This window comes from Rhizobium sp. SG570 (genome assembly GCF_012275345.1).
GTDB classification, from domain to species: Bacteria; Pseudomonadota; Alphaproteobacteria; order Rhizobiales; family Rhizobiaceae; genus Rhizobium; species Rhizobium lusitanum.
Genome location: NZ_JAAZQI010000012.1, coordinates 184,853 through 207,365, shown reverse-complemented (window position 1 = coordinate 207,365; position 22,513 = coordinate 184,853). Strand labels below are relative to the sequence as shown.

The 22,513-nt window shown below is 60.5% G+C and carries 24 protein-coding genes and 2 riboswitches; of the genes, 11 read left to right on the top strand and 13 right to left on the bottom strand.

Annotation, left to right across the window (positions count from 1 at the left end):
* The first annotated feature begins 35 nt into the window (after positions 1-35).
* The 6 genes from FHT28_RS23555 to sugE all read left to right on the top strand — a co-directional run bounded on the left by FHT28_RS23555 (position 36) and on the right by sugE (position 6,117).
* The gene (locus FHT28_RS23555) at positions 36-971 is read left to right on the top strand and encodes a DMT family transporter (protein ID WP_037202284.1); all 936 of its coding nucleotides are present in this window, start codon (positions 36-38) and stop codon (positions 969-971) included.
* 81 nt (positions 972-1,052) lie between these two features.
* Positions 1,053-3,062: an acetyl/propionyl/methylcrotonyl-CoA carboxylase subunit alpha gene (locus tag FHT28_RS23550; protein ID WP_168597502.1), complete on the top strand. Its 2,010-nt coding sequence runs from the start codon at positions 1,053-1,055 to the stop codon at positions 3,060-3,062.
* 90 nt (positions 3,063-3,152) lie between these two features.
* Entirely contained in the window at positions 3,153-4,280 is a 1,128-nt protein-coding gene (locus tag FHT28_RS23545) for an S-(hydroxymethyl)glutathione dehydrogenase/class III alcohol dehydrogenase (RefSeq protein WP_168597501.1), read from the top strand.
* Between the two features lie 71 nt (positions 4,281-4,351).
* Entirely contained in the window at positions 4,352-4,819 is a 468-nt protein-coding gene (locus FHT28_RS23540; RefSeq protein WP_168597500.1) for a YaiI/YqxD family protein, read from the top strand.
* A complete protein-coding gene (gene fghA, locus FHT28_RS23535; RefSeq protein WP_168597499.1) occupies positions 4,816-5,649 on the top strand; it encodes an S-formylglutathione hydrolase in 834 nt (277 codons plus the stop codon). Before FHT28_RS23540 ends, fghA begins: the two co-directional genes overlap by 4 nt.
* Before the next feature lie 153 nt (positions 5,650-5,802).
* A complete protein-coding gene (gene sugE / locus FHT28_RS23530; protein ID WP_037202294.1) occupies positions 5,803-6,117 on the top strand; it encodes a quaternary ammonium compound efflux SMR transporter SugE in 315 nt (104 codons plus the stop codon).
* Between the two features lie 10 nt (positions 6,118-6,127).
* Here the strand turns inward: sugE and FHT28_RS23525 are convergent, their stop codons facing one another.
* From FHT28_RS23525 to FHT28_RS23490, 8 genes are all read right to left on the bottom strand, one after another.
* On the bottom strand, positions 6,128-6,514 hold the full coding sequence (locus tag FHT28_RS23525; protein ID WP_168597498.1) for a DoxX family protein: 387 nt from the start codon (positions 6,512-6,514) through the stop codon (positions 6,128-6,130).
* A 137-nt stretch (positions 6,515-6,651) separates the two neighbouring features.
* Entirely contained in the window at positions 6,652-7,044 is a 393-nt protein-coding gene (locus FHT28_RS23520) for a DoxX family protein (protein ID WP_037202299.1), read from the bottom strand.
* 123 nt (positions 7,045-7,167) lie between these two features.
* A complete protein-coding gene (locus FHT28_RS23515) occupies positions 7,168-8,700 on the bottom strand; it encodes an acyl-CoA carboxylase subunit beta (protein ID WP_037202302.1) in 1,533 nt (510 codons plus the stop codon).
* A gap of 63 nt (positions 8,701-8,763) precedes the next feature.
* Positions 8,764-9,117 (bottom strand): hypothetical protein, encoded by a 354-nt coding sequence (locus FHT28_RS23510; RefSeq protein ID WP_312865271.1) that lies wholly within the window; start codon positions 9,115-9,117, stop codon positions 8,764-8,766.
* A gap of 186 nt (positions 9,118-9,303) precedes the next feature.
* Positions 9,304-10,089 (bottom strand): ATP12 family chaperone protein, encoded by a 786-nt coding sequence (locus tag FHT28_RS23505; RefSeq protein WP_168597497.1) that lies wholly within the window; start codon positions 10,087-10,089, stop codon positions 9,304-9,306.
* Positions 10,090-10,098: 9 nt separating this feature from the next.
* Positions 10,099-10,752 (bottom strand): HAD-IA family hydrolase, encoded by a 654-nt coding sequence (locus tag FHT28_RS23500; RefSeq protein ID WP_047556655.1) that lies wholly within the window; start codon positions 10,750-10,752, stop codon positions 10,099-10,101.
* Positions 10,749-11,747 (bottom strand): RluA family pseudouridine synthase, encoded by a 999-nt coding sequence (locus FHT28_RS23495; RefSeq protein ID WP_037202306.1) that lies wholly within the window; start codon positions 11,745-11,747, stop codon positions 10,749-10,751. Before FHT28_RS23495 ends, FHT28_RS23500 begins: the two co-directional genes overlap by 4 nt.
* 185 nt (positions 11,748-11,932) lie before the next feature.
* Positions 11,933-12,466: a copper chaperone PCu(A)C gene (locus FHT28_RS23490; RefSeq protein ID WP_047556801.1), complete on the bottom strand. Its 534-nt coding sequence runs from the start codon at positions 12,464-12,466 to the stop codon at positions 11,933-11,935.
* 170 nt (positions 12,467-12,636) lie between these two features.
* Positions 12,637-12,721: riboswitch (glycine riboswitch) on the top strand.
* A 3-nt stretch (positions 12,722-12,724) separates the two neighbouring features.
* A riboswitch (glycine riboswitch) is annotated at positions 12,725-12,802 on the top strand.
* A gap of 70 nt (positions 12,803-12,872) precedes the next feature.
* Between FHT28_RS23490 and gcvT the strand changes: the two genes are divergently transcribed.
* From gcvT to FHT28_RS23465, 5 genes are all read left to right on the top strand, one after another.
* Positions 12,873-14,009: a glycine cleavage system aminomethyltransferase GcvT gene (gene gcvT / locus FHT28_RS23485; RefSeq protein ID WP_168597496.1), complete on the top strand. Its 1,137-nt coding sequence runs from the start codon at positions 12,873-12,875 to the stop codon at positions 14,007-14,009.
* A 25-nt stretch (positions 14,010-14,034) separates the two neighbouring features.
* On the top strand, positions 14,035-14,397 hold the full coding sequence (gene gcvH, locus FHT28_RS23480) for a glycine cleavage system protein GcvH (protein ID WP_047556651.1): 363 nt from the start codon (positions 14,035-14,037) through the stop codon (positions 14,395-14,397).
* The gene (gene gcvP, locus FHT28_RS23475; protein ID WP_168597495.1) at positions 14,397-17,261 is read left to right on the top strand and encodes an aminomethyl-transferring glycine dehydrogenase; all 2,865 of its coding nucleotides are present in this window, start codon (positions 14,397-14,399) and stop codon (positions 17,259-17,261) included. Before gcvH ends, gcvP begins: the two co-directional genes overlap by 1 nt.
* Positions 17,262-17,411: 150 nt before the next feature.
* On the top strand, positions 17,412-18,032 hold the full coding sequence (locus FHT28_RS23470) for an esterase (protein WP_168597494.1): 621 nt from the start codon (positions 17,412-17,414) through the stop codon (positions 18,030-18,032).
* Between the two features lies 1 nt (position 18,033).
* On the top strand, positions 18,034-18,300 hold the full coding sequence (locus FHT28_RS23465; protein WP_037202314.1) for an addiction module antidote protein: 267 nt from the start codon (positions 18,034-18,036) through the stop codon (positions 18,298-18,300).
* A 42-nt stretch (positions 18,301-18,342) separates the two neighbouring features.
* Here the strand turns inward: FHT28_RS23465 and sufA are convergent, their stop codons facing one another.
* From sufA to sufC, 5 genes are all read right to left on the bottom strand, one after another.
* A complete protein-coding gene (sufA, locus tag FHT28_RS23460; protein ID WP_037202315.1) occupies positions 18,343-18,732 on the bottom strand; it encodes a Fe-S cluster assembly scaffold SufA in 390 nt (129 codons plus the stop codon).
* A gap of 76 nt (positions 18,733-18,808) precedes the next feature.
* Positions 18,809-19,189, bottom strand: a complete 381-nt coding sequence (locus tag FHT28_RS23455) for an SUF system Fe-S cluster assembly protein (protein ID WP_034504882.1) — start codon at positions 19,187-19,189, stop codon at positions 18,809-18,811.
* A gap of 11 nt (positions 19,190-19,200) precedes the next feature.
* Positions 19,201-20,442 carry a cysteine desulfurase gene (locus FHT28_RS23450; RefSeq protein WP_037202829.1) on the bottom strand — a complete coding sequence of 414 codons (1,242 nt, stop codon included), beginning with the start codon at positions 20,440-20,442 and terminating at the stop codon, positions 19,201-19,203.
* Between the two features lie 15 nt (positions 20,443-20,457).
* Positions 20,458-21,732 (bottom strand): Fe-S cluster assembly protein SufD, encoded by a 1,275-nt coding sequence (sufD, locus tag FHT28_RS23445; protein WP_168597493.1) that lies wholly within the window; start codon positions 21,730-21,732, stop codon positions 20,458-20,460.
* Positions 21,733-21,753: 21 nt separating this feature from the next.
* Positions 21,754-22,509, bottom strand: a complete 756-nt coding sequence (gene sufC, locus FHT28_RS23440; protein WP_037202319.1) for a Fe-S cluster assembly ATPase SufC — start codon at positions 22,507-22,509, stop codon at positions 21,754-21,756.
* Positions 22,510-22,513: the final 4 nt, after the last annotated feature.

Here is a 22,513-nt window from a genome sequence, read left to right as displayed (position 1 = left end):
TGATTGCATGCCGTTCCTGTGTTTGATGGCAGCCCATGTCCGTCGCTTCAGCCGCTCCCACCCAGCAAAACCCGCTTCAAGGCATGACGATCATGGCGAGTGCCATGATCATATTGCCGACGATGGACGCGATCGCCAAATACATGGCGAGTTTCGAAGGCATGTCGCCCGGCCAGGTGACGTTCTACCGCTTCTTCTTCCAGATCGTCTGCATGCTGCCGCTGCTCGTGACCGTTTCCGGCCGGGCGGCTTTCTCAGCCAAGCGGCCCTGGCTGAACCTCTTGCGGGGCGCTCTGCATGGAGCTGCAAGCCTGCTCTTCTTCGCAGCCGTAAAATACATGCCGCTTGCCGATGTCTTTGCGATCTATTTCGTCGAGCCGTTCATGCTCGCGGCGCTTTCGGCCCTGTTCCTCGGCGATAGGGTCGGCTGGCGGCGCTGGCTGGCGATCGTCGTCGGTTTCGGCGGCGCGATGATCGTCATCCAGCCGAGTTTCGAGATTTTCGGATTGAAGGCGCTGCTGCCTGTGGCCTGCGCCTTCCTCTTTGCGCTCTATCTGTTCATGAATCGCGCGGTCGGCGAAGCGGATTCGCCATTGACGATGCAGATCATGGCCGGTGTCGGCGGCACGCTGTTCATGACATTCGCTCTGCTGGCGGGCTCGTCGGCCGGTATTGCGGATTTCGAGCCTTCCCTGCCCGTCTCCGGGCTCGGTCTCGTGCTCCTGCTGATTCTCGGCTCGATTTCAGGCTACGCGCACATGCTCGTCGTCAGAGCCTTCCGGCTGGCGCCGTTGTCGCTGCTGGCGCCCTTCCAATATTTTGAGATTATCTCGGCCACCATCCTCGGCTATGCGATCTTCGGCGATTTTCCCAATCTTTCCAAATGGATCGGCATCGCGATCATCGTCGGTTCCGGCCTGTTCATCATCTGGCGGGAGCGCGTGCAGTCGCGATCGGCTAAATCCGCTTGAGCACGCGCATCTTGCACATGGACCGACGGCGCAATTTATGGCTAAAACACTGACACAGCAGACGTATTGGGCGGAGTTCGCATGTTCAAGAAAATCCTGATCGCCAACCGCGGCGAGATCGCTTGCCGCGTGATCAAGACGGCGCGCCGGATGGGCATCCTGACGGTTGCCGTCTATTCCGATGCCGATCGGGATGCCCTGCATGTCGAGATGGCCGACGAGGCCGTCCATATCGGCCCTGCTCCGGCCGCGGAAAGCTATCTCGTTGCTGAAAAGATCATAGCAGCCTGCAAGGAGACTGGAGCGGAAGCGGTTCATCCAGGCTACGGCTTTCTCTCCGAGCGTGCGTCCTTCTGCTCGGCGCTGGAAAAAGAGGGCATCGTCTTCATCGGCCCGAAGCCGAAGGCGATCGAAGCCATGGGCGACAAGATCGAATCGAAGAAATTCGCCAATGCCGCCAAGGTCTCCACCGTCCCTGGACATCTCGGCATCATCGATGATGCCGATCATGCCGAAAAGATTGCCGGCGAAATCGGCTATCCCGTGATGATCAAGGCATCCGCCGGCGGTGGCGGCAAGGGCATGCGCATCGCCTGGAGCAAGGATGAGGTGCGCGACGGCTTCGATCGTGCCCGTTCGGAAGCGAAAAGCTCCTTTGGCGACGATCGCGTCTTCATCGAGAAATTCGTTGTCGACCCACGCCACATCGAAATCCAGGTGCTGGCCGATGGCCACGGCAATGTCGTCTATCTCGGCGAGCGCGAATGTTCGATCCAGCGCCGGAATCAGAAGGTGGTCGAGGAAGCACCCTCGCCTTTTCTCGATGAAGCAACAAGAAAGGCCATGGGCGAGCAGTCGGTTGCGCTCGCCAGGGCCGTGGATTATCAGAGCGCCGGCACGGTCGAGTTCATCGTCGACCGCGACAGAAATTTCTATTTTCTCGAAATGAACACCCGCCTGCAGGTCGAACATCCCGTAACGGAGCTCGTGACCGGCGTCGATCTTGTCGAACAGATGATCCGTGTCGCCGCCGGCGGAAAGCTGCCTTTCAAGCAGGAAGACATCAAGCTGAACGGCTGGGCAGTCGAAAGTCGCCTCTATGCCGAGGATCCCTACCGCAATTTCCTGCCTTCGATCGGCCGTCTGACGCACTACCATCCGCCGCGCGAAGGCAAGCGCGGCAAATCCGTCGTCCGCAACGACACCGGCGTCTTCGAAGGCGCCGAAATTTCCATGTATTACGATCCGATGATCGCCAAGCTCTGCACTTGGGCTCCAACTAGGCTGGAGGCGATCGAGGCCATGGGCGAGGCGCTGGACGGTTTCGTCGTTGACGGCATCGAACACAACATGCCGTTTTTGTCGGCGCTGATGAAGCATCCGCGCTGGCGCGAGGGGCGTCTTTCCACCGGCTTCATCGCCGAGGAATATCCGCACGGTTTTGCTCCGATGGCGCCGGACGAGAGCCAGGCTGCCCTGCTTGCCGCAATCGCCCTCTCCTGCAGCCTGGTCGAATCCAACCGTCGCGAACGCTATGCCGACAGGCTGCGCCCCACGGCGGGACCGCTGCGGGAGAATTGGGTGGTCAAGCTCGGCGCCGATTACCTGTCCGTGGGGCTGCTGGATGGCGTGTTGACCATTCCATTCGAGATGGACATGCAGATAGGGGGAGAGACCGTGACGGTCGCGACCGATTGGCGTCCGGGCGACGCCGTATGGGTTGGCACAGTCGCCAAACATAGGATCACTGCCCAGATCCGCCCCGTGCTGAACGGCCTGCGCATCGACTGGCAAGGCATGTCCGTCAGGGTCAAGATCTTCACGCCTCGCCAGGCGGAGCTCGACAAGCTGATGCCGGTAAAATTGCCGCCCGACACGTCGAAGCTGCTCCTTTGCCCGATGCCCGGTCTTGTCGTCGCCATTGCCGTCGCCGAGGGCCAGGAAGTCAAGGCCGGCGAGACTCTCGCCATTGTCGAGGCGATGAAGATGGAGAACGTTCTGCGCGCCGAACGTGACCTGACCGTCGGCAAGATCAACGCCAAGCCCGGTGAAAGCCTCGCCGTCGATGCCGTCATCATGGAGTTTGCCTGATCAAAATACGGCATTAATTTCGCTTGAGCCGTCCCGCGCGCCCATGCCAATGTCCGCGCGAACCAAAACATTGCAGGAAGGGATGAAACGATGGATGTACGTGCTGCAGTAGCAGTTCAAGCCGGCAAGCCGCTCGAGGTGATGACGGTTCAGCTCGAAGGGCCGAAGGCGGGCGAAGTGCTGATCGAGGTGAAGGCGACAGGCATCTGCCACACCGACGATTTCACGCTGTCGGGCGCCGATCCCGAGGGCCTGTTTCCCGCCATCCTCGGCCACGAGGGCGCCGGCATCGTCGTCGACGTCGGTCCGGGCGTCACCTCGGTGAAGAAGGGCGATCACGTCATTCCGCTTTACACGCCGGAGTGCCGCGAATGCTATTCCTGCCTGTCGCGAAAGACCAACCTCTGCACCTCGATCCGCGCCACCCAGGGACAGGGCCTGATGCCCGATGGCACATCGCGCTTCTCGATCGGCAAGGACAAGATCCATCACTACATGGGCTGCTCGACCTTCGCCAACTTCACCATCCTGCCGGAGATCGCGCTTGCCAAGGTCAATCCCGACGCGCCCTTTGATAAGATCTGCTATATCGGCTGCGGCGTCACCACAGGCATCGGCGCCGTCATCAACACCGCCAAGGTCGAAATCGGCTCGACCGCTATCGTCTTCGGTCTCGGCGGCATCGGTCTCAATGTGCTTCAAGGCCTGCGCCTTGCCGGCGCCGACATAATCATCGGCGTCGATATCAACAATGATCGCAAGGCCTGGGGCGAAAAGTTCGGTATGACGCATTTCGTCAACCCGAAGGAAGTCGGTGACGACATCGTGCCCTACCTCGTCAACCTGACGAAGCGCAACGGCGACCTGATCGGCGGCGCAGACTATACGTTCGACTGCACGGGCAACACCAAGGTCATGCGTCAGGCATTGGAAGCCTCGCACCGCGGCTGGGGCAAGTCCGTTATCATCGGCGTTGCCGGTGCCGGCCAGGAAATCTCCACCCGTCCATTCCAGCTGGTCACCGGTCGCAACTGGATGGGCACCGCCTTCGGGGGCGCGCGTGGCCGCACCGATGTGCCGAAGATCGTCGACTGGTACATGGAAGGCAAGATCCAGATCGATCCGATGATCACCCACACCATGCCGCTCGAAGACATCAACAAGGGCTTTGAGCTGATGCATTCCGGCGAAAGCATCCGGGGCGTGGTGGTTTACTAATAGCCGCCAACAGAGTTGCATGCGGTGGATGAGTTAATCACCGCATGCTATTTGAATTATTGAAGTATCCTATGATTTATGTCGATGCCGATGCCTGTCCGGTCAAACCGGAAATTTTGAAAGTTGCCGAACGTCACGGCATCGAAGTGACGCTTGTCGCCAATTCCGGATTGCGCCCGTCGCGGGATCCGATGGTGCGGAACGTCATCGTCTCCAATGCTTTCGATGCCGCCGACAACTGGATCGCCGAGAATGCCGGTCCCGGCGATATCGTCGTCACGGCCGATGTGCCGCTCGCCGGGCGTTGCGTCGCCACCGGCGCGCTGGTGACCGGGCCGACCGGCCGGGTGTTCGACGTCGCCAATATCGGCATGGCAACCGCCATGCGTGATCTCGGCGCGCATCTTCGTGAGATCGGCGAGAGCAAAGGATACAACGCCGCCTTTTCGCCGCGCGACCGCTCGACCTTCCTCGAAACCTTCGACCGGCTGTGCCGGCGTGCAAAAGCACATCAATCATCGCCTGGAGACCAGTCTTGAACATCATTTCCCAGAACACCGCCTTCGGCGGCATGCAGGGCGTCTTTTCGCACGAATCGGAAGCCTGCAAATGCGAAATGACGTTCGCAGTCTTCGTGCCGCCGCAGGCAATCAAGGAACCCCGCCCTGTCGTCTGGTATCTCTCCGGCCTTACCTGCACCCACGCCAATGTCATGGAGAAAGGTGAGTATCGCCGCATGGCTGCCGAGCTCGGCCTGATTGTCGTCTGCCCGGACACCAGCCCGCGCGGCAATGACGTGCCGGATGAATTGACCAACTGGCAGATGGGCAAAGGCGCCGGCTTCTATCTCGATGCCACCGAGATGCCCTGGGCCGAGAACTACCGGATGTATACCTACGTCACGGAGGAATTGACTCACCTCATCGCCAAGCAGTTCCGCGTCGACATGAGCAAACAGGGCATTTTCGGCCATTCCATGGGTGGTCATGGCGCAATGACCATCGCGCTCAAGAATCCAGACCGCTTCAGGAGCTGCTCCGCCTTCGCGCCCATCGTCCAGCCTTCGACGGCCGATTGGTCGGCTCCGGCCTTCGACAAATATCTCGGCGCCGACAAATCGGCCTGGAGACAATACGACGCGTGCTCCCTCGTCGAGGACGGCGCCCGCTTCCCGGAGTTCCTGATCGATCAGGGCAAGGCCGACAGCTTCCTTGAAAACGGCCTGCGTCCCTGGCTGTTCGAAGAGGCTGTCAAAGGCACCGGCATCGGCCTGACGCTACGCATGCACGAGCGCTATGACCACTCCTACTACTTCATCTCCAGCTTCATGGATGATCACCTGAGATGGCACGCCGAACGGCTGGCATGAAACGGGTGGCATGGCAGCTATGCGCTCAATAGCTTGAAAAGCTCGTTTGGCAGAGGCATATGGTAACCCGCGCAGACGGCTGCGGCGGCCGATATCCTTTCATCGGCGGTAACATCCGCGGGGACGGCCTCGCTCTGAATAAAGGAGCGTAACATGGCTTGGTTCCTGCTTTTTCTTGCAGGCCTGTTTGAAATCGGCTGGGCAGTCGGCCTGAAATATACCGACGGCTTTACACGGCCGATGCCGACTGCTTTCACCATCATATCCATGATCATCAGCATTGTGCTGCTCGGCCTTGCGGTAAAGACCCTGCCGATGGGCACGGCCTATGCTGTTTGGACCGGCATCGGCACGGTCGGCACCGTATTGTTGGGCATATGGCTGCTCGGCGATCCCGCAACCCTCGTCCGCGTGGCCTGCATCGCCCTGATCGTCACAGGCATTGCCGGCCTCAAGCTCGCCACCTGACAAGGTACGGTCACCGGCGCTGGCGATTGTCCAGCGCCCAATCCCCGGGACCGGCAAACACCAGAAACAGGAAGATGAAGCAGAACAGCACTGCGCCATCTCCCTGATTGTTGGCCGGGAAGAAGTCGATCTGCATATGCACCATAAAATAGGCAATCGCCATTTCGCCGCTAAGGAGAAAGGCAATGGGGCGGGTGAACAGCCCAAACAGGATAAGGACGCCGCCTACGAGCTCGATTGCACCTGCCACGAAGAACAATGTCGTGATCGTGAAGGGTGCAGGGGGAAAGCCGAAAAGCTTTTGGGTGCCGTGCTCGATGAACAACAGGGCTGTAATAACCCGCAGGATTGCCAGTGCGGTTGGCTGATACGGCGACAAGCGCTCGAAAACCGACATGAAGATCTCCGTTCGAAATAGAATGCAGAAGAGATCTTGCCGACAAGGCTCCCTTTCCGCTGACAACGGAATCAACACGCGAAAGAGAAAATTATTCGCCGGGCATGGCGATCGGCCAAGCCCGGCGATGACATTGACTACTTCTTGCGATTGTCGACGGCCACAAGGCCGGGACCCGCAAAGATCAGGAACAGGAAGACGAAGCAGTAAAGAATAGCTGCGTCGCCGCCATTGTTGGCCGGGAAGAAATTCTTCGGATAATGCGCCATGAAATAGGCGACCGCCATGTTGCCGCAAAGGATGAATGCGACGGGGCGGGTAAAGAAACCGACGATTGTTGCCAAACCGCCGACGATCTCGATGATACCCTGAACCAGAAGCAGGGTCGGCAGTGGGCTTGGGAATTGGCCCCCGGGCGGAAAGCCGAAAAACTTCTGTAGGCCGTGTTCGATGAACAGCACGCCGGTGACGACACGCAATACAGTAAGAGCATAGGGCTGATATTGATTCAGCCGATCGGAAAGCGCCATTTTAAACTCCAGTTTTAACTCCCCCAGAAGCAAGCATTAGAGCGGCCGCCCCTGAACGTGAAAACACGGATTCTGACGTCCAATCAATTTTCCGTGTGGAATCCGTGACTTGCTGTCACATGCTCACAGTGGAATGTTGTCGTGCTTCTTCCAGGGATTGGTCAGGTCCTTGTTGCGCAGCATCCGCAAGCCCTGCGCCAACCGGCGGCGGGTGGAACGCGGCATGATCACTTCGTCGATATAACCACGCTCGGCTGCGACGAAGGGCGACAGGAAACGGTCCTCATACATCTTCGTATGGGCCGCTATTTTCTGGGGATCAGCGATATCCTTGCGGAAGATGATCTCGACGGCGCCCTTGGCGCCCATGACGGCAATCTGCGCCGTCGGCCATGCATAGTTGAGATCGCCGCGCAGATGCTTCGAGGCCATGACGTCATAGGCGCCGCCGAAGGCCTTGCGGGTGATGACGGTGAGCTTCGGCACTGTCGCCTCGGCATAGGCGAAGAGCAGTTTGGCGCCGTGCTTGATCAACCCGCCATATTCCTGCGCTGTTCCCGGCAGGAAGCCGGGCACATCGACGAAGGTGACGATCGGGATATTGAAGCAATCGCAGAAACGCACGAAGCGCGCCGCCTTGCGCGACGCATCGCTGTCGAGCACGCCGGCGAGCACCATCGGCTGATTGGCGACGAAGCCGACCGTGGCTCCCTCGATCCGCCCGAAGCCGCAGACGATGTTCTTGGCGAAGCTCTCCTGTATCTCGAAGAAATCGCCCTCATCCGCCACCTTGAGGATCAGTTCCTTGATGTCGTAGGGCTTGTTGGCATTGGCCGGGATCAGCGTGTCGAGCGAGGTATCGGGCTCGGTGACGGATTGATAGCACTCGATCTCCGGCAGAGCCGCAGTATTCGATTGCGGCAGGAAATCGACGAGGCGGCGCACCTGCAGCAGCGTATCGACATCATTGTCATAGGCGGCGTCGGCAATCGAGGATTTCGTCGTGTGCACGGAGGCGCCGCCGAGCTGTTCGGAGGTGACGGTCTCGTTTGTGACGGTCTTCACCACATCCGGCCCGGTGACGAACATGTAGGATGTATCGCGCACCATGAAGATGAAATCGGTCATGGCGGGCGAGTAGACATCGCCGCCGGCGCAGGGACCCATGATGACGGAAATCTGCGGGATGACGCCGGATGCAAGCACGTTGCGCTGAAACACTTCGGCATAGCCACCAAGTGCGGCCACGCCTTCCTGAATGCGGGCGCCGCCGGCGTCATAGATGCCGATGATGGGCGCGCGGTTCTTCAGCGCCATATCCTGTACTTTGGTGATCTTTTCCGCATGTGCTTCTGAAAGAGACCCACCGAAGACGGTGAAATCCTTGGCAAAAATGAAAACGGTGCGCCCGTTGACCGTACCCCAGCCGGTCACGACGCCATCGCCGGCAACCTTGCTCTTGTCCATGCCGAAATCGGTCGAGCGATGCTCGACGAACATGTCGAACTCCTCGAAGGAACCCTCGTCGAGGAAGATGTCGATGCGTTCGCGGGCCGTGAGCTTGCCTCGCGCATGCTGCGCATCGATTCGCACCTGACCGCCGCCGAGCCTTGCGACCTCACGACGACGCTCCAGTTCCTGCAGAATTTCCTTCATGAGGCCCTCTCTCCTTCGCTGCTCGGGCTTAGCACGACGCGAGCGCGGTTTGAAGCTGCCGGCTCAGTTCGCCAGCCGTGGCATGGTCAGTGAAAAGATGGAGCGGACGCGAGCAGCGATATCTTCCGCCATCAGTTCATCGGCCGTGGCAGGATCGGGAGCCACCGTTCTTATTTCAAAGGATGCCATGGCCACCACGGAGCCACCGTCCAACGCCGCTGCGTCGATGTTGACCTTGGCGCTGCTGCGATCTCGGTTGAAGCCGCGCGCCTTGCGAACATCGGTCAATCGGATGGTGATAGCGACCTGCGGCAACGTCGTGCTGTGGGCCGTTGCGGCGATCGAGGCGTTCACGCGATCATTGGTGGCGGCAATCAGCGCCGGCGATACCGGCGGCAAGGCCTGATCGGCCACCACAGTCGCGCTGCGAACGTCATAGGTTGGAGGAGGAGGATCAACGGACCAGCTCGAGCACGCAGCCAGAGCCAAACATCCCACGAGCGCCAATACGGCCCCCGGCCTCAACAACAACATGATCCCTGCCCCGACTTCCAAATCCGCAAGATACGAAGGCTGTTATAAAGGACTGGAAATCAACAATATTCAACTGCGCAGTGCGGAAAAAACGTCGGTTGCCGCCTGAAATTCCTCGAAGCGTTGCGCGCGGCGGTGCTCGGCTTCCTCATCGCTGCCCCAATGTTCGATCGTCCAGTCTTCATCGAGATGCGCCAACGACCAGACGTCGGCAAGCGGCAGCCAGCCCTCGGCAAAGGCGAGCGCCAGGATCGCGGAGCCGGTCATGCTCGTGATCGTATGCAAGCTCGCAAGCTCCATGGGCGTATCGTATTTGCGCAATGCCGCGGCGAAGGCGGAAATGGCCTCGCGGGGCTGCTGCTGGTGAATGACGCCCTCGGCCAGAATGAAGCGAGCACCGATCTCGCGTGCCGCCCACTCGATCACCGGGTTCCAGCGCTCCGACTGCCGCGCGACCAGCCGCTCCGGCTCATTGGCGCGATAGCAAAGGAGATCGCTGCCGGAAAAGCGCACGATTTCGTCGAACACAGCCTGGCTTTCGGTCGCCACACCATCGATGGCGCTGTTGACCAGACGGGTGACCGGCATTGTTGCTGGATCGATGACGTCGACTTGTCTCGCCCATTCGGCCGCCACCAGCTTGGCAAGCGCTTCCGTCGGCAGGGCCAGAGAATGCCGCGCCGGCGTCTTGACCACCTTGCCGTCGAGCGCAATGGCGTGACCGTCCTTGCCCGGGTTGATTGTCACGTCCTTGTAGAAGCGCTTCGGCAAGGGTCTCTTCATCTGGATCTGCGCGCGGCGGATCGGATCGGGATGGCTCAGCCCCTCGGAAAGATCGTTCAACAGGTCGCGCATGGCGTCACCTCAGAGAATATGGCTCAACAGGTCGTTCGGATGGTGGGCAATCGCATCGGCGCCGGCAGTCAGCAATTCCTCGACCGAAGCGTAACCCCAGGATACGCCGATGGCGGTCGCGCCGGCAGCCTTTGCCATCTGCATGTCGTAAACGGCATCGCCAATGACGATGGTGTCGTGCGGATCCATGCCGGTTTCGTCGCAGCATTCCGCCACCATGGCCGGATGCGGCTTCGAGGGGCAATCGTCGGCAGTACGCGACACCACGAAATAGGGCGCAAAACCGTTGGCTTCAAGAATATGGATGAGACCACGACGGGACTTGCCCGTCACGGCACCGAGCAGCAATTCGTCGCGGGATGCGAGAGTCTCGATCAGCGGCTTGATGCCGTCGAAGAGCGGCGTCTGCATATCCGCCTCGTCGCGCACGCCGGGAAAGATCGACTTGTAGTGCGCGGTCATGGCAATCGCCTCGTCATCGACATGCGGCTTGCCCTGCATGCGGGAAACCGCGATATCCAGGCTGAGGCCGATGATCGCCTTGGTGGCGGAAACATCGGGGCGCTTGTAGCCAAAGGCAACGAATGTCCGCGCCATGACCTCGTGGATCAGCCGCACGCTATCGACCAGCGTGCCGTCGCAATCGAAAAGAACGAGTTTCATTCGTCGTCCGGCTCCCCTGCCGATGCCATGTCGAGACCGAGAAGGTTCCATGTCTGCACCATGTGCGGCGGCAGAGGTGCCGTAACGCGCAGGCGGCCGCCATTGGGATGCGGAATATCGATATGGCGGGCATGCAGATGCAGACGCTTCTGGACACCGCCTGGGAAATCCCAGTTCGGATCGTCATCGAAATATTTGGGATCGCCGATGATCGGATGACCTATATGCAGCGCATGGACGCGGAGCTGGTGCGTGCGGCCGGTATAGGGCTCCATCTCCAGCCATGCGAGGCTCTGCGCTGCCATTTCGAGCACACGATAATAGGAGATGGCGTGATCCGCGCCCTCCTCCCCATGCTTGGCGATGCGCATGCGATCGCCGTCGGGTGTTGCTTCCTTCACCAGCCAGGTCGAAATCTTGTCCTCGTGCTTGCGCGGCACACCCTTGACCAACGACCAATAGGTCTTTTTGGTGTCGCGCTCACGAAAGGCCGCAGTCAGCTTCTGCGCCGCGCCGCGGGTGCGGGCAACGACGAGGACGCCGGATGTGTCGCGGTCGAGACGGTGCACCAGACGTGGCTTTTCGCCCTTCTTGCTCGTCCATGCCTCCAGCATCTTGTCGATATGACGGGTGAGGCCGGAACCGCCCTGCACGGCGAGGCCGGCCGGCTTGTTCAGCACAAAGACCTTCTCGTCTTCGTGCAGCAGCATGCGCGCAAGAAGCTCGCCGTCGCCGGCGTGTTTGAGGTCATTGCCACCGATGGGGCCGCTCTTCAGGGCCTTGGCGTCAACATCGAGAGGCGGCACGCGCACCACCTGCCCCGGCTGCACGCGAGCATCCGTCTTGACGCGACCGCCGTCGACACGCACCTGGCCGGAACGCAACAACTTTTGCAGCTGACCGAAGCCGAGCCCCGGAAAATGTACCTTGAACCAGCGGTCGAGGCGCATGCCGGCTTCGTCAGGCTCGACCTGTATATGTTCAATCCCGGCCATTGTTCTTCTTTCAAATGCCGCAGCATGCTCCGGAAAATACCAAACGCTCGTTGGACGGGATCATGCCAATTCAAATAACGGGGCCAGCTGCCCCGCAGCCGGATATCCCGGCCTTTCGACGTGGCTTTAGAGCATTTCGAGCAAAAGTGGAAACTGGAATTATCCGGGCCGAATATTTTTCTGGCTCAGTTTCCCTTGGCCGACACGACGGGCAGATCGAGATCGACCATTCCGGCTTTCCCGAACATCAGCATCACAGGCACCGAGCCGCCCTTTTTGAAGGGCGTCTTCACCTGCTTGAACATCATGTGCATCGTGTTCGGCGAAAGCGTCACGGTAGCACCGGCGGGAATTGCGATACCACCCTTGATCTCGCGCATCTTCATGATCTCGCCGTCCATCTTCATCTCGTGCAATTCCACCTTGCCCGCAGCCGAGGATATGACTGATGTCAGCGTGTCGTCGGCCTTGCCGCCATTGTGGATGGTAATGTAGCCGCCGCCAACCGGTTGACCAGGCAGCATGGCGCGGACATAACCGCCGCTGATGTCGAGATCGCCGAGCTTACCGGTGGCTGAACCGGATGGCGCCGCCTGCGCATCCATATGCATCCCGGCCATGCCCTTCATGTCGCCGCTCTGCTGGGCCATTGCGCCGCCTGTCGAAAGCGAAAGTGCTGCTGCTGACATCAGCAATGCTGCGACCTGACAACGGTTCATCATTCTCTCCTGCCCAGCTCCTCTATCGACCCGAAGGGATAGCCTTTCGCAACCTCGTTGCAAAGCCCCCGCTTTCACTCGCGGGATGACCGATGGAAGCGCGCGACAAAAATTTGTTCAGCGGCGACATTTGCCCCTTGCCATCTCTCTCGACTACCAGATAATGACACTCGACCTTGTTGGGAGAATCCGGCGCAAGCCGGTGCCGAAGGAGCAACCGCCCCGGAAACTCTCAGGCCCAAAGGACCAGCAAGGGGCAGACGGAACTCTGGAGAGAAACGCGCAAGCGTTCGCCGAAGGGATAACAATCTCAGGCAAACAGACAGAGGGGGCTCATCGTCAGGCGCAACCGTGCCGAAATTGTGAGCTCTGCGCTCGGATATGAGCGCAAAACCCGGAGGCGTCATTGGACGAGACCGCTGCCCTCAAGAAGACACCCCTTTACGACCTGCATGTATCGCTCGGCGCCCGCATGGTGCCGTTTGCCGGCTACGACATGCCCGTGCAATATGCCGCGGGTGTCATGAAGGAACACCTTTGGACCCGCTCTTCCGCCGGCCTGTTCGACGTGTCGCATATGGGTCAGGTGACGATCCGCGCCCGTTCCGGCAAATATGAGGACGCGGCGCTCGCGCTGGAAAGCCTCGTGCCGGTCGATATCCTCGGCCTCGCGGAAGATCGCCAGCGCTACGGCTTCTTTACCGACGACAACGGCGGCATCCTCGACGATCTGATGATCACCCATGTGGATGATTATCTCTTCGTCGTCGTGAACGCTGCCTGCAAGGAGCAGGATCTCAAGCATCTTCAAGATCATATCGGCGATAGCTGTGAGGTTACCTTACTTGATCGCGCGCTGATTGCCCTGCAAGGACCGCGCGCCGTTTCCGTGCTTGCGGAGCTCTGGGCCGACATTGCCTACATGAAATTCATGGATGTGCGCCATTGTCGCCTGCACGACGTTTCCTGCCTCGTGTCGCGCTCCGGCTACAGCGGCGAAGACGGTTTCGAGATTTCCGTACCGGCCGACAAGGCCGAGGATATCGCCAAGCGGCTGCTCGAACACCCGGATGTGCAGCCGATCGGCCTCGGCGCCCGCGACTCGCTGCGCCTCGAAGCCGGGCTTTGCCTCTATGGCAATGATATCGATCAGACCACGACACCGGTCGAAGCCGCGCTCGAATGGGCCATGCAGAAGGCTCGAAAGACCGGCGGCACCCGCGCCGGCGGCTTTCCCGGCGCGTCCCGCATTCTCGCCGAACTCGATGGTGGTGCCCCGCGCCGCCGCGTCGGCCTGAAGCCGGAAGGCAAGGCGCCCGTGCGCGGTCATGCCAAGCTCTATGCCGATGCCGAGGGCAAGACCGAGATCGGCGAGGTTACCTCGGGCAGCTTCGGCCCGAGCGTGGAATCCCCCGTCGCCATGGGCTATGTGCCCACGAGATTCTCATCGGCCGGCACGACCGTCTACGCCGAGGTGCGCGGCAAATACCTGCCCGTCGCCGTCAGCGCCCTGCCTTTCGTCAAGCCTACCTACAAACGCTGAACGTCTTTTCCAGAGAGGATTATCCATGCTGAAATTCACCGAAGAACATGAGTGGCTGAACATCGATGGCGACGTCGCAACGGTCGGCATCACGGCGCATGCCGCCGAGCAACTCGGCGATCTGGTTTTCGTGGAACTGCCTGAAGTCGGCGCCAGCTTCTCGAAGGGCGACGATGCGGCAACAGTCGAATCCGTCAAGGCGGCTTCCGAAGTCTATTGTCCGCTCGACGGAGAAATCACAGCCGTCAACGAAGCCATCACCGCCGATCCGGCACTCGTCAATTCCGATCCGATGGGGGCTGGCTGGTTCTTCAAGCTGAAGCTGAAGAACGTGAGTGATGTTGATGGTCTTCTTGATGAATCCGGTTACAAGGAGCTGATCGGATAATGACAACGCCTACGGAATTCAAATTTACCGACTACCAGCCCTACGATTTTGCCAATCGTCGCCATATCGGCCCATCTCCGTCAGAGATGACCGATATGCTTGGCGTGATCGGCTACAACAGCCTTGACGGCCTGATCGACGCGACGTTGCCGCCTGCTATTCGCCAGAAGACGCCGCTCGCCTGGGGTGCACCGATGACCGAGCGCGAGGCGCTCGACAGATTGCGCGAGACCGCCAACAAGAACAAGGTCCTCGTCTCGCTGATCGGCCAGGGCTATTACGGCACGATCACGCCGCCGGTCATCCAGCGCAATATCCTGGAAAATCCCGCCTGGTACACCGCCTATACCCCTTACCAGCCGGAAATCAGCCAGGGCCGCCTCGAGGCGCTGCTGAATTACCAGACGATGATCAGTGACCTCACAGGCCTCGATGTCGCCAATGCCTCGCTGCTCGATGAAGCGACTGCTGCGGCCGAAGGCATGGCAATGGCGGAGCGCGTGGCGAAATCGAAGGCCAAGGCCTTCTTCGTCGATGCCGAGTGCCATCCGCAGACCATCGCGCTGATCAAGACCCGCGCCGAGCCGCTCGGATGGACCGTTATCCTCGGCAACCCCTTCACCGACCTCGATCCGGTCGATGTCTTCGGCGCGATCTTCCAGTATCCGGGCACGCACGGTCGCCTCAACGACTTTAGCGGGCTGATCTCCAGATTGCACCAGACAGGCGCCATCGCCGTCGTCGCGACCGATCTGTTGGCGCTGACGCTGTTGAAATCGCCCGGCGAAATGGGTGCCGATATCGCCATTGGCTCCTCCCAACGCTTCGGCGTGCCTGTGGGATATGGCGGTCCGCACGCGGCCTTCATGGCTGTCAAGGACGCTTACAAGCGCTCCATGCCGGGCCGCTTGGTCGGCGTCTCCGTCGATGCGCGGGGCAATCGTGCCTACCGCCTGTCGCTGCAGACCCGCGAACAGCATATCCGCCGCGAAAAGGCGACGTCGAATATCTGCACCGCGCAGGTGCTGCTCGCTGTCATGGCCTCGATGTACGCCGTGTTCCACGGTCCGCAGGGCCTTAAGGCCATCGCCCAGCAGGTCCACCAGAAGGCCGTCCTGATGGCCAAGGGGCTGGAAAAGCTCGGCTATGCCGTCGAGCCGGAAAACTTCTTCGACACGATCACAGTCGAAGTCGGCCATATGCAGGGTCTCATCCTGCGTGCCGCCGTCGCCGAGGGTGTGAACCTGCGCAAGGTCGGCGAGACGAAGATCGGCATGAGCCTCGACGAGCGCACGCGCCCGGCGACGCTGGAAGCCGTCTGGCGTGCCTTCGGCGGCGATTTCCGCATCGCCGATTTCGAGCCGTCCTACCGCCTGCCGAAGACCCTGTTGCGCACCAGCGAATACCTGACGCATCCGATCTTCCACATGAACCGCGCGGAAAGCGAGATGACCCGGTATATCCGCCGGCTCTCCGACCGTGACCTGGCTCTCGACCGCTCGATGATCCCGCTCGGCTCCTGCACGATGAAGCTGAACGCTACGGCGGAAATGCTGCCGATCACCTGGCCGGAATTCTCCGATATCCATCCTTTCGTGCCGGCCGATCAGGCGCTGGGCTACCGCGAAATGATCGACGATCTGACGGAGAAGCTCTGCGCCGTGACCGGTTACGATGCCTTCTCCATGCAGCCGAATTCCGGCGCGCAGGGCGAATATGCCGGCCTGCTCACCATCCGCAACTACCATATCGCCAATGGCGAGGGTCATCGCGATATCTGCCTGATCCCGACTTCGGCGCATGGCACCAACCCGGCCTCGGCGCAGATGGCGGGCATGAAGGTGGTGGTCGTCAAGGTCAGCGACGACGGCGATATCGACATGGCCGATTTCCGCGCCAAGACCGAGCAATATGCCGGCAACCTCTCCTGCTGCATGATCACCTATCCTTCGACGCACGGCGTTTTCGAAGAGACGGTGAAGGAGATCTGCGATCTCGTGCACAAGCATGGCGGCCAGGTCTATCTCGACGGCGCCAACATGAACGCCATGGTCGGTCTCTCCCGCCCCGGCGACATCGGCTCCGACGTCAGCCACCTCAACCTGCACAAGACCTTCTGCATCCCGCATGGCGGTGGCGGTCCCGGCATGGGCCCGATCGGCGTCAAGGCGCATCTGGCGTCTCACCTGCCCGGCCATCCGGAGACGGACGGTCGCAGCGGCGCGGTCTCGGCCGCGGCCTTCGGTTCGGCCTCCATCCTGCCGATCTCGTGGAGCTACTGCCTGATGATGGGCGGCGAAGGGCTGACGCAGGCGACCAAGGTGGCGATCCTCAACGCCAACTATATCGCCGCCAGGCTGAAGGGCGCCTATGACGTGCTCTACAAGTCCAAGACCGGACGCGTGGCGCATGAATGCATCATCGATACGCGCCCGCTGGTGGACAGCGCCGGCGTTACCGTCGATGACGTTGCCAAGCGTCTGATCGATTGCGGCTTCCATGCGCCGACCATGAGCTGGCCGGTTGCCGGGACGCTGATGATCGAGCCGACCGAATCGGAAACCAAGGCTGAACTCGACCGGTTCTGCGAAGCGATGCTGGCGATCCGCGAGGAAGCCCGCGCCATCGAGGAAGGCCGGATGGACAAGACCGACAATCCGCTGAAGAACGCGCCGCATACGGTGGAAGACCTCGTCGGCGAATGGAACCGCCCCTATTCCCGCGAGCAGGCCTGCTTCCCGCCCGGCGCGTTCCGCGTCGACAAATACTGGTCGCCGGTCAATCGCGTCGACAACGTCTATGGCGATCGCAATCTGGTATGCACCTGCCCGCCGGTGGAATCCTACGCAGAGGCGGCCGAGTAGATTTTTTTGCGAAAAAGCGAAGCGGTTCAGTCGCTTCGCGAAAAGCCGACATAAATCTATTGTGAAACTTGTCTATGAAAACGCCGCGCGTCCCACCGGATGCGCGGCGTTTTTTTATGACGCGCCATGAGGCCTTGGAAGTCAGACACTATGCCGGAATGGCCGGATTTTCATTTCATCGCCGGGCGGGCGGAGCATTCCTCCTCTCCGCTGCTTCTGCTGCACGGCAGCGGCAGCGATGAGGCCGCTCTCATCCCGCTTGCGGATGCGGTTGCGCCGCAGCGGCCGTACATGGCGCTGCGCGGCTCTGTCGAATGGGAAGAAGGGTTCGCCTTCTTCCGCCGCAATCCCGACCGCAGCCTGGATCATGTCGACCTCGACAGCCAGACGGATAGGCTCTGTCGGTTCATTACAACGGCGATAGAGCGAAAGCTGCTCGCGCAGCCGCCAGTTCTGCTCGGTTTCTCCAATGGCGCCATCATGGCAGCATCGATCCTTCAGCGACGGCCCGGGCTCGCATCATCAGCAATCTTGATGCGGCCTCTTTCACCGGCACCTGACGCAGAGTTCCCGTCGATGCCCGCGCTGCCGATCCTGATCATCTCAGGCGAGAACGATCAACGGCGGGAGCCTGGCGACGCGGAACTCGTGAGACAACAATTTGCAAACGCCGGCGCGGATGTCAGCGCTCTTGTGCTGCCGACCGATCATGGCCTCCATCAAGACGAGGCCGACATCATCCGCGACTGGCTCATACGGAAAGGCATATGAAATGAACGAGGAAAATCCCTTTGATACGGATAATCCCGACAGCTACATCGCGGCCGCCTTTGAGACCGACGATCCGTCCTCCATTGCCAGGGCATTGGGCGAAGTGGCGCGCACGCGCAATATGAGCAAGCTTGCCAAGGATGTCGGCATGAACCGCTCGGCGCTCTATCGAGCGCTGAGCGGCGAGGGAAATCCGGAATTCGCGACGATCCTGAAAGTCGTCAAGGCGCTCGGACTCAAGCTGACGCCGGTGCCGGCCGCACATTGAGAATCCAACACGCTCTGAGGTGAAATAACGACAAAATCCGCTTTAAGCGGGCTGAACGGCCTGCCGTTGCGCCGCCAGGGCGGCAAGATCTGCAGGCTTCAATTCGACGGACTCGCCACAGCCGCAAGCAGATGTCTGGTTCGGATTGGTGAACGTAAAGCCCGAACGCAAGGTCGTGGTCTCGAAGCCCATTTCGGTGCCGAGCAGATAAAGCACGGCCGACGGCTCGACCCAGACCCTGGCGCCGTCGTGCTCGATCAGATCATCCTTGGGGTTCGGCTCACTTACCAGGTCGATGGTATATTCCATCCCCGCGCAGCCGCCCTTCTTGATGCCGACGCGAACGCCCTTGGCATCGGATCCGGAATTCTCGACGATCGCCTTTACGCGCGCAGCCGCGGTATCGGTCATAGTCATCACTGCAAAGCCCATGGGCTCATTCTCCTTCCGCAACCGGGGTCAAGATCCGGCGCTTCGAGTCTTAATGTAAAGCCGGCGGCCTAAAGCTTCAATACCAGCCGATGGCCACTTGCGCTTCTTCCGACATGCGGTCCGCGCTCCACGGCGGATCGAAGGTCATGCTGACGTCGACGCCGGAAACGCCTTCGACCGCGCCGACCGCGTTTTCGACCCAGCCCGGCATCTCGCCGGCAACCGGGCAACCGGGCGCGGTCAGCGTCATGACGATCTTCACCATGCGGTCGTCTTCGATATCGATCTTGTAGATCAGACCTAGTTCGAAGATATCCGCCGGAATTTCCGGATCGTAGACAGTCTTCAGCGCGGCGATGATGTCGTCGCTGAGGCGAGCCAGCTCACCCTCGGGAATGCTGGAATGCACGATCCCTTCGCGTACATCGATCTTCTGTTCGCTTTCGTCGAGTGACATCGCTTGCCTCCTTAGGCGAAGAACTTGCGCGCATATTCCAGCGCATCCGCCAAAGCATCCACTTCGGCACGCGTATTGTACAAGCCGAACGATGCACGGCATGTGGAGGTGACGCCGAAGCGTTTCAAGAGCGGCTGGGCGCAATGCGTCCCCGCGCGCACTGCAACCCCCTGACGGTCGATCACCATCGACACGTCATGGGAGTGGATACCCGCGAGTTCGAAGGAGAAGATACCACCTTTTCCGGGTGCCGTGCCGAAAACTCGCAGCGAATTGATATCCCGCAGCCGCTCCGCCGCGTAGGCCGCAAGATCGGCCTCATGTCGGGCGATCGCCTCGCGGCCGATGCTCTCCATGTAGTCGAGCGCGAAACCAAGCCCGATCGCCTGCACGATCGGCGGCGTGCCGGCTTCGAAGCGATGCGGCGGGTCGTTATAGGTGACGTTTTCCTCGGTCACGTCGAAAATCATCTCGCCGCCGCCCTGGAAAGGCCGCATCTCGGCGAGCCTCTCCTTCTTGCCGTAGAGAACGCCGATGCCGGAGGGACCATAGAGCTTGTGACCGGTCATGACGTACCAGTCGCAATCGATATCCTGCACATCGACAGGCAGGTGCACGGCGCCCTGCGATCCGTCGACCAGCACCGGAATGCCCCGCTCATGCGCGATGCGGCAGACTTCCTTCACCGGAACGATGGTCCCGAGCGCATTCGACATGTGGGTAATGGCGACGAGCTTGGTCCGTTCCGTCAGGCTTTTCTCGAAATCCTCGATATGAAACGCGCCTTCGTCGTCAACAGGCACCCAGACGAGTTTTGCGCCCTGTCTTTCACGAATGAAGTGCCAGGGAACGATGTTGGAGTGATGCTCCATGATGGAGACGACGATCTCGTCGCCTTCACTCAGCTTCGGCATGCCCCAGCCATAGGCGACCGTGTTGATTGCCTCGGTCGAGTTCTTCGTGAAGACGATATCGTCCACCGACGGCGCATTCAGGAAACGGCGCACCTTTTCGCGCGCTGCCTCATAAGCTTCGGTGGCGGCATTGGAGAGGAAATGCAGGCCACGATGCACATTGGCGTATTCGCTGGAATAGGCATGCGAGATAGCATCGATGACGATCTGCGGCTTCTGCGCCGATGCGCCATTGTCGAGATAAACAAGCGGCTTGCCATGCACCGTCTTCGCCAGGATCGGGAAATCCCGGCGAATAGCTTCGACGTCATAGGCCGTTGCAGGCATGATCTTGTCCACGAGCTTTGCCTCCAATCAGGCGTGCTTTTCCAGCCAGGCAGAGATAACGCCTTCCAGCGCCTCGACCAGGGCTTCGTCTTCCAGTTCCTCGACGATCTCGGCCACGAAGGCGTTGACCAGCATGGCGCGGGCCTTGTTCTCCGGAACGCCGCGGGCCATCAGATAGAAGAGATGGTTGCGGTCGATATCGGCGACAGTGGCGCCATGGCCGCACTGCACGTCGTCAGCGAAGATTTCGAGTTCCGGCTTGACCGAAAATTCGGCATCGTCGGACATCAGCAGCGTGTTGCAGGCCATTTTGGCATCGGTCTTCTGCGCATCCGGTGCGACCCGGATCATGCCCTGGAAGACACCGCGCGCCCGGTCGAACACGACATTGCGAATGACTTCGGTCGATCCGGTGTTCGGAACATCATGACCAAGCACCATCGTCACGTCGGTATGCGTATCGCCACCGAGCAGGTTGATGCCGCGCAGCGTCAGGTCGGCGCCCTCGCCCGTTACCTTGATGTACAGCTCCTGGCGCACCAGCTTGCCGCCGGCATTGATGACGAACAGCCTCAGCTTGGCGTCCGTGCCCAGATCGATGCGGATCTGGCCGAGATGCGTATCCTCGCTGCCCTGCTCCTGCAGGATGATCCAGGTCACTTCGGCGCGCGCGCCGATCTTGACTTCGCTCACCGAGGAGACGAGCGCGGCAGCGCCTTCGACAGCCTGGTGGCGCTCGATGACCGTCGCCTTGACGTCGGCACCGAAGGAGACCGGGAGGCGGCTGTGATTCTGCCCGCCGGCATGAATGAACTGAACCTCCAGCGGCGCGTCGAGCTCGGTACCGTCAGGGAAATCGACGACATAGCCATCGCGCACGAAGCTGGCATTGATGCGCCCGATGGCATCGTCCTTGTCGAGCGCCTCCAGACCGGCGGCGGCTGTGCCGCTGATCAGGCTATCGGCGTAGCGGCCGATCGTCAGCCCCTTGACGGCAGCCTTCTCGCTCGCCTTGCCCTGGAGAACGGAAAGCACCGAAGCCCCCTCCACCGTCGGGGCCAAAGCTTCCGCAAGACCCTTGCCGATATCGGTCGGAACCAGACGCAGCAGGTTCTTGAAATCGGTGTAATGCCAGGCCTCGATGCGACGCGTCGGCAAGCCCGCGGTCTTCAGATCATCAAGCAGGCGGTCACGAACGGCGAAAACTTCACCGTCACCCGGCAGATCGCCAAGCTGGTCGTTGTACGCCTCGATCAACGCCGTTTCGGCTGATGTCAGGCGGTTCGTCGTCTGAATGTTCATCGACGTATCCTTTCCGCCCGATCAGGCCGCAGCCCCGATGATGTCGGCATATCCATTGGCTTCGAGTTCGTGCGCCAGTGTCTTGTCGCCGGACTTGATCACCTGGCCCTTGTAGAGGACGTGAACGGTGTCCGGAACGATGTAATCCAGCAGGCGCTGGTAATGGGTGATGACGATCACGGCGCGATCCGGAGAGCGCAGCGCGTTGACGCCATCAGCGACGATCTTCAGAGCGTCGATATCGAGGCCGGAGTCGGTCTCGTCGAGCACGCAAAGCTGCGGCTGCAGCAGCGCCATCTGCAGGATTTCGGCGCGCTTCTTCTCGCCGCCGGAGAAGCCGACATTGAGCGGACGCTTCAGCATATCCATGTTGATCTGCAGCTTGGCCGCTGCTTCCTTGACCCGGCGGATGAAATCCGGCGTCGTCAGCTCGTCTTCGCCGCGCGCCTTGCGCTGCTCGTTGAGCGCTACCTTCAGGAACTGCATCGTGGCAACGCCAGGGATTTCGACCGGATACTGGAAGGCAAGGAAAATGCCCTTGGCGGCGCGCTCGGCAGCGTCGAGCTCCAAAATGCTCTCGCCGTTGTAGAGGATGTCGCCCTCGGTGACCTCATAGTCGTCGCGGCCGGCGAGGATATAGGACAGCGTCGATTTGCCGGAGCCGTTCGGCCCCATGATGGCAGCGACTTCACCCGCCTTCACCGTAAGATTCAGGCCATGGATGATCTCGGTGCCGTCTTCGGCGATGCGGGCATGCAGGTTCTTGATTTCAAGCATTGTA

Bases quoted from the DNA above. Each gene is read 5' to 3' on its own strand.
- FHT28_RS23555 (WP_037202284.1), top strand. From the start codon at position 36: ATGTCCGTCGCTTCAGCCGCTCCCACCCAGCAAAACCCGCTTCAAGGC.
- FHT28_RS23550 (WP_168597502.1), top strand. From the start codon at position 1,053: ATGTTCAAGAAAATCCTGATCGCCAACCGCGGCGAGATCGCTTGCCGC.
- FHT28_RS23545 (WP_168597501.1), top strand. From the start codon at position 3,153: ATGGATGTACGTGCTGCAGTAGCAGTTCAAGCCGGCAAGCCGCTCGAG.
- FHT28_RS23540 (WP_168597500.1), top strand. From the start codon at position 4,352: ATGATTTATGTCGATGCCGATGCCTGTCCGGTCAAACCGGAAATTTTG.
- sugE (WP_037202294.1), top strand. From the start codon at position 5,803: ATGGCTTGGTTCCTGCTTTTTCTTGCAGGCCTGTTTGAAATCGGCTGG.
- FHT28_RS23525 (WP_168597498.1), bottom strand. From the start codon at position 6,514: ATGTCGGTTTTCGAGCGCTTGTCGCCGTATCAGCCAACCGCACTGGCA.
- FHT28_RS23520 (WP_037202299.1), bottom strand. From the start codon at position 7,044: ATGGCGCTTTCCGATCGGCTGAATCAATATCAGCCCTATGCTCTTACT.
- FHT28_RS23515 (WP_037202302.1), bottom strand. From the start codon at position 8,700: ATGAAGGAAATTCTGCAGGAACTGGAGCGTCGTCGTGAGGTCGCAAGG.
- FHT28_RS23505 (WP_168597497.1), bottom strand. From the start codon at position 10,089: ATGCGCGACCTGTTGAACGATCTTTCCGAGGGGCTGAGCCATCCCGAT.
- FHT28_RS23500 (WP_047556655.1), bottom strand. From the start codon at position 10,752: ATGAAACTCGTTCTTTTCGATTGCGACGGCACGCTGGTCGATAGCGTG.
- FHT28_RS23495 (WP_037202306.1), bottom strand. From the start codon at position 11,747: ATGGCCGGGATTGAACATATACAGGTCGAGCCTGACGAAGCCGGCATG.
- FHT28_RS23490 (WP_047556801.1), bottom strand. From the start codon at position 12,466: ATGAACCGTTGTCAGGTCGCAGCATTGCTGATGTCAGCAGCAGCACTT.
- gcvH (WP_047556651.1), top strand. From the start codon at position 14,035: ATGCTGAAATTCACCGAAGAACATGAGTGGCTGAACATCGATGGCGAC.
- gcvP (WP_168597495.1), top strand. From the start codon at position 14,397: ATGACAACGCCTACGGAATTCAAATTTACCGACTACCAGCCCTACGAT.
- FHT28_RS23470 (WP_168597494.1), top strand. From the start codon at position 17,412: ATGCCGGAATGGCCGGATTTTCATTTCATCGCCGGGCGGGCGGAGCAT.
- FHT28_RS23465 (WP_037202314.1), top strand. From the start codon at position 18,034: ATGAACGAGGAAAATCCCTTTGATACGGATAATCCCGACAGCTACATC.
- sufA (WP_037202315.1), bottom strand. From the start codon at position 18,732: ATGGGCTTTGCAGTGATGACTATGACCGATACCGCGGCTGCGCGCGTA.
- FHT28_RS23455 (WP_034504882.1), bottom strand. From the start codon at position 19,189: ATGTCACTCGACGAAAGCGAACAGAAGATCGATGTACGCGAAGGGATC.
- sufD (WP_168597493.1), bottom strand. From the start codon at position 21,732: ATGAACATTCAGACGACGAACCGCCTGACATCAGCCGAAACGGCGTTG.
- sufC (WP_037202319.1), bottom strand. From the start codon at position 22,509: ATGCTTGAAATCAAGAACCTGCATGCCCGCATCGCCGAAGACGGCACC.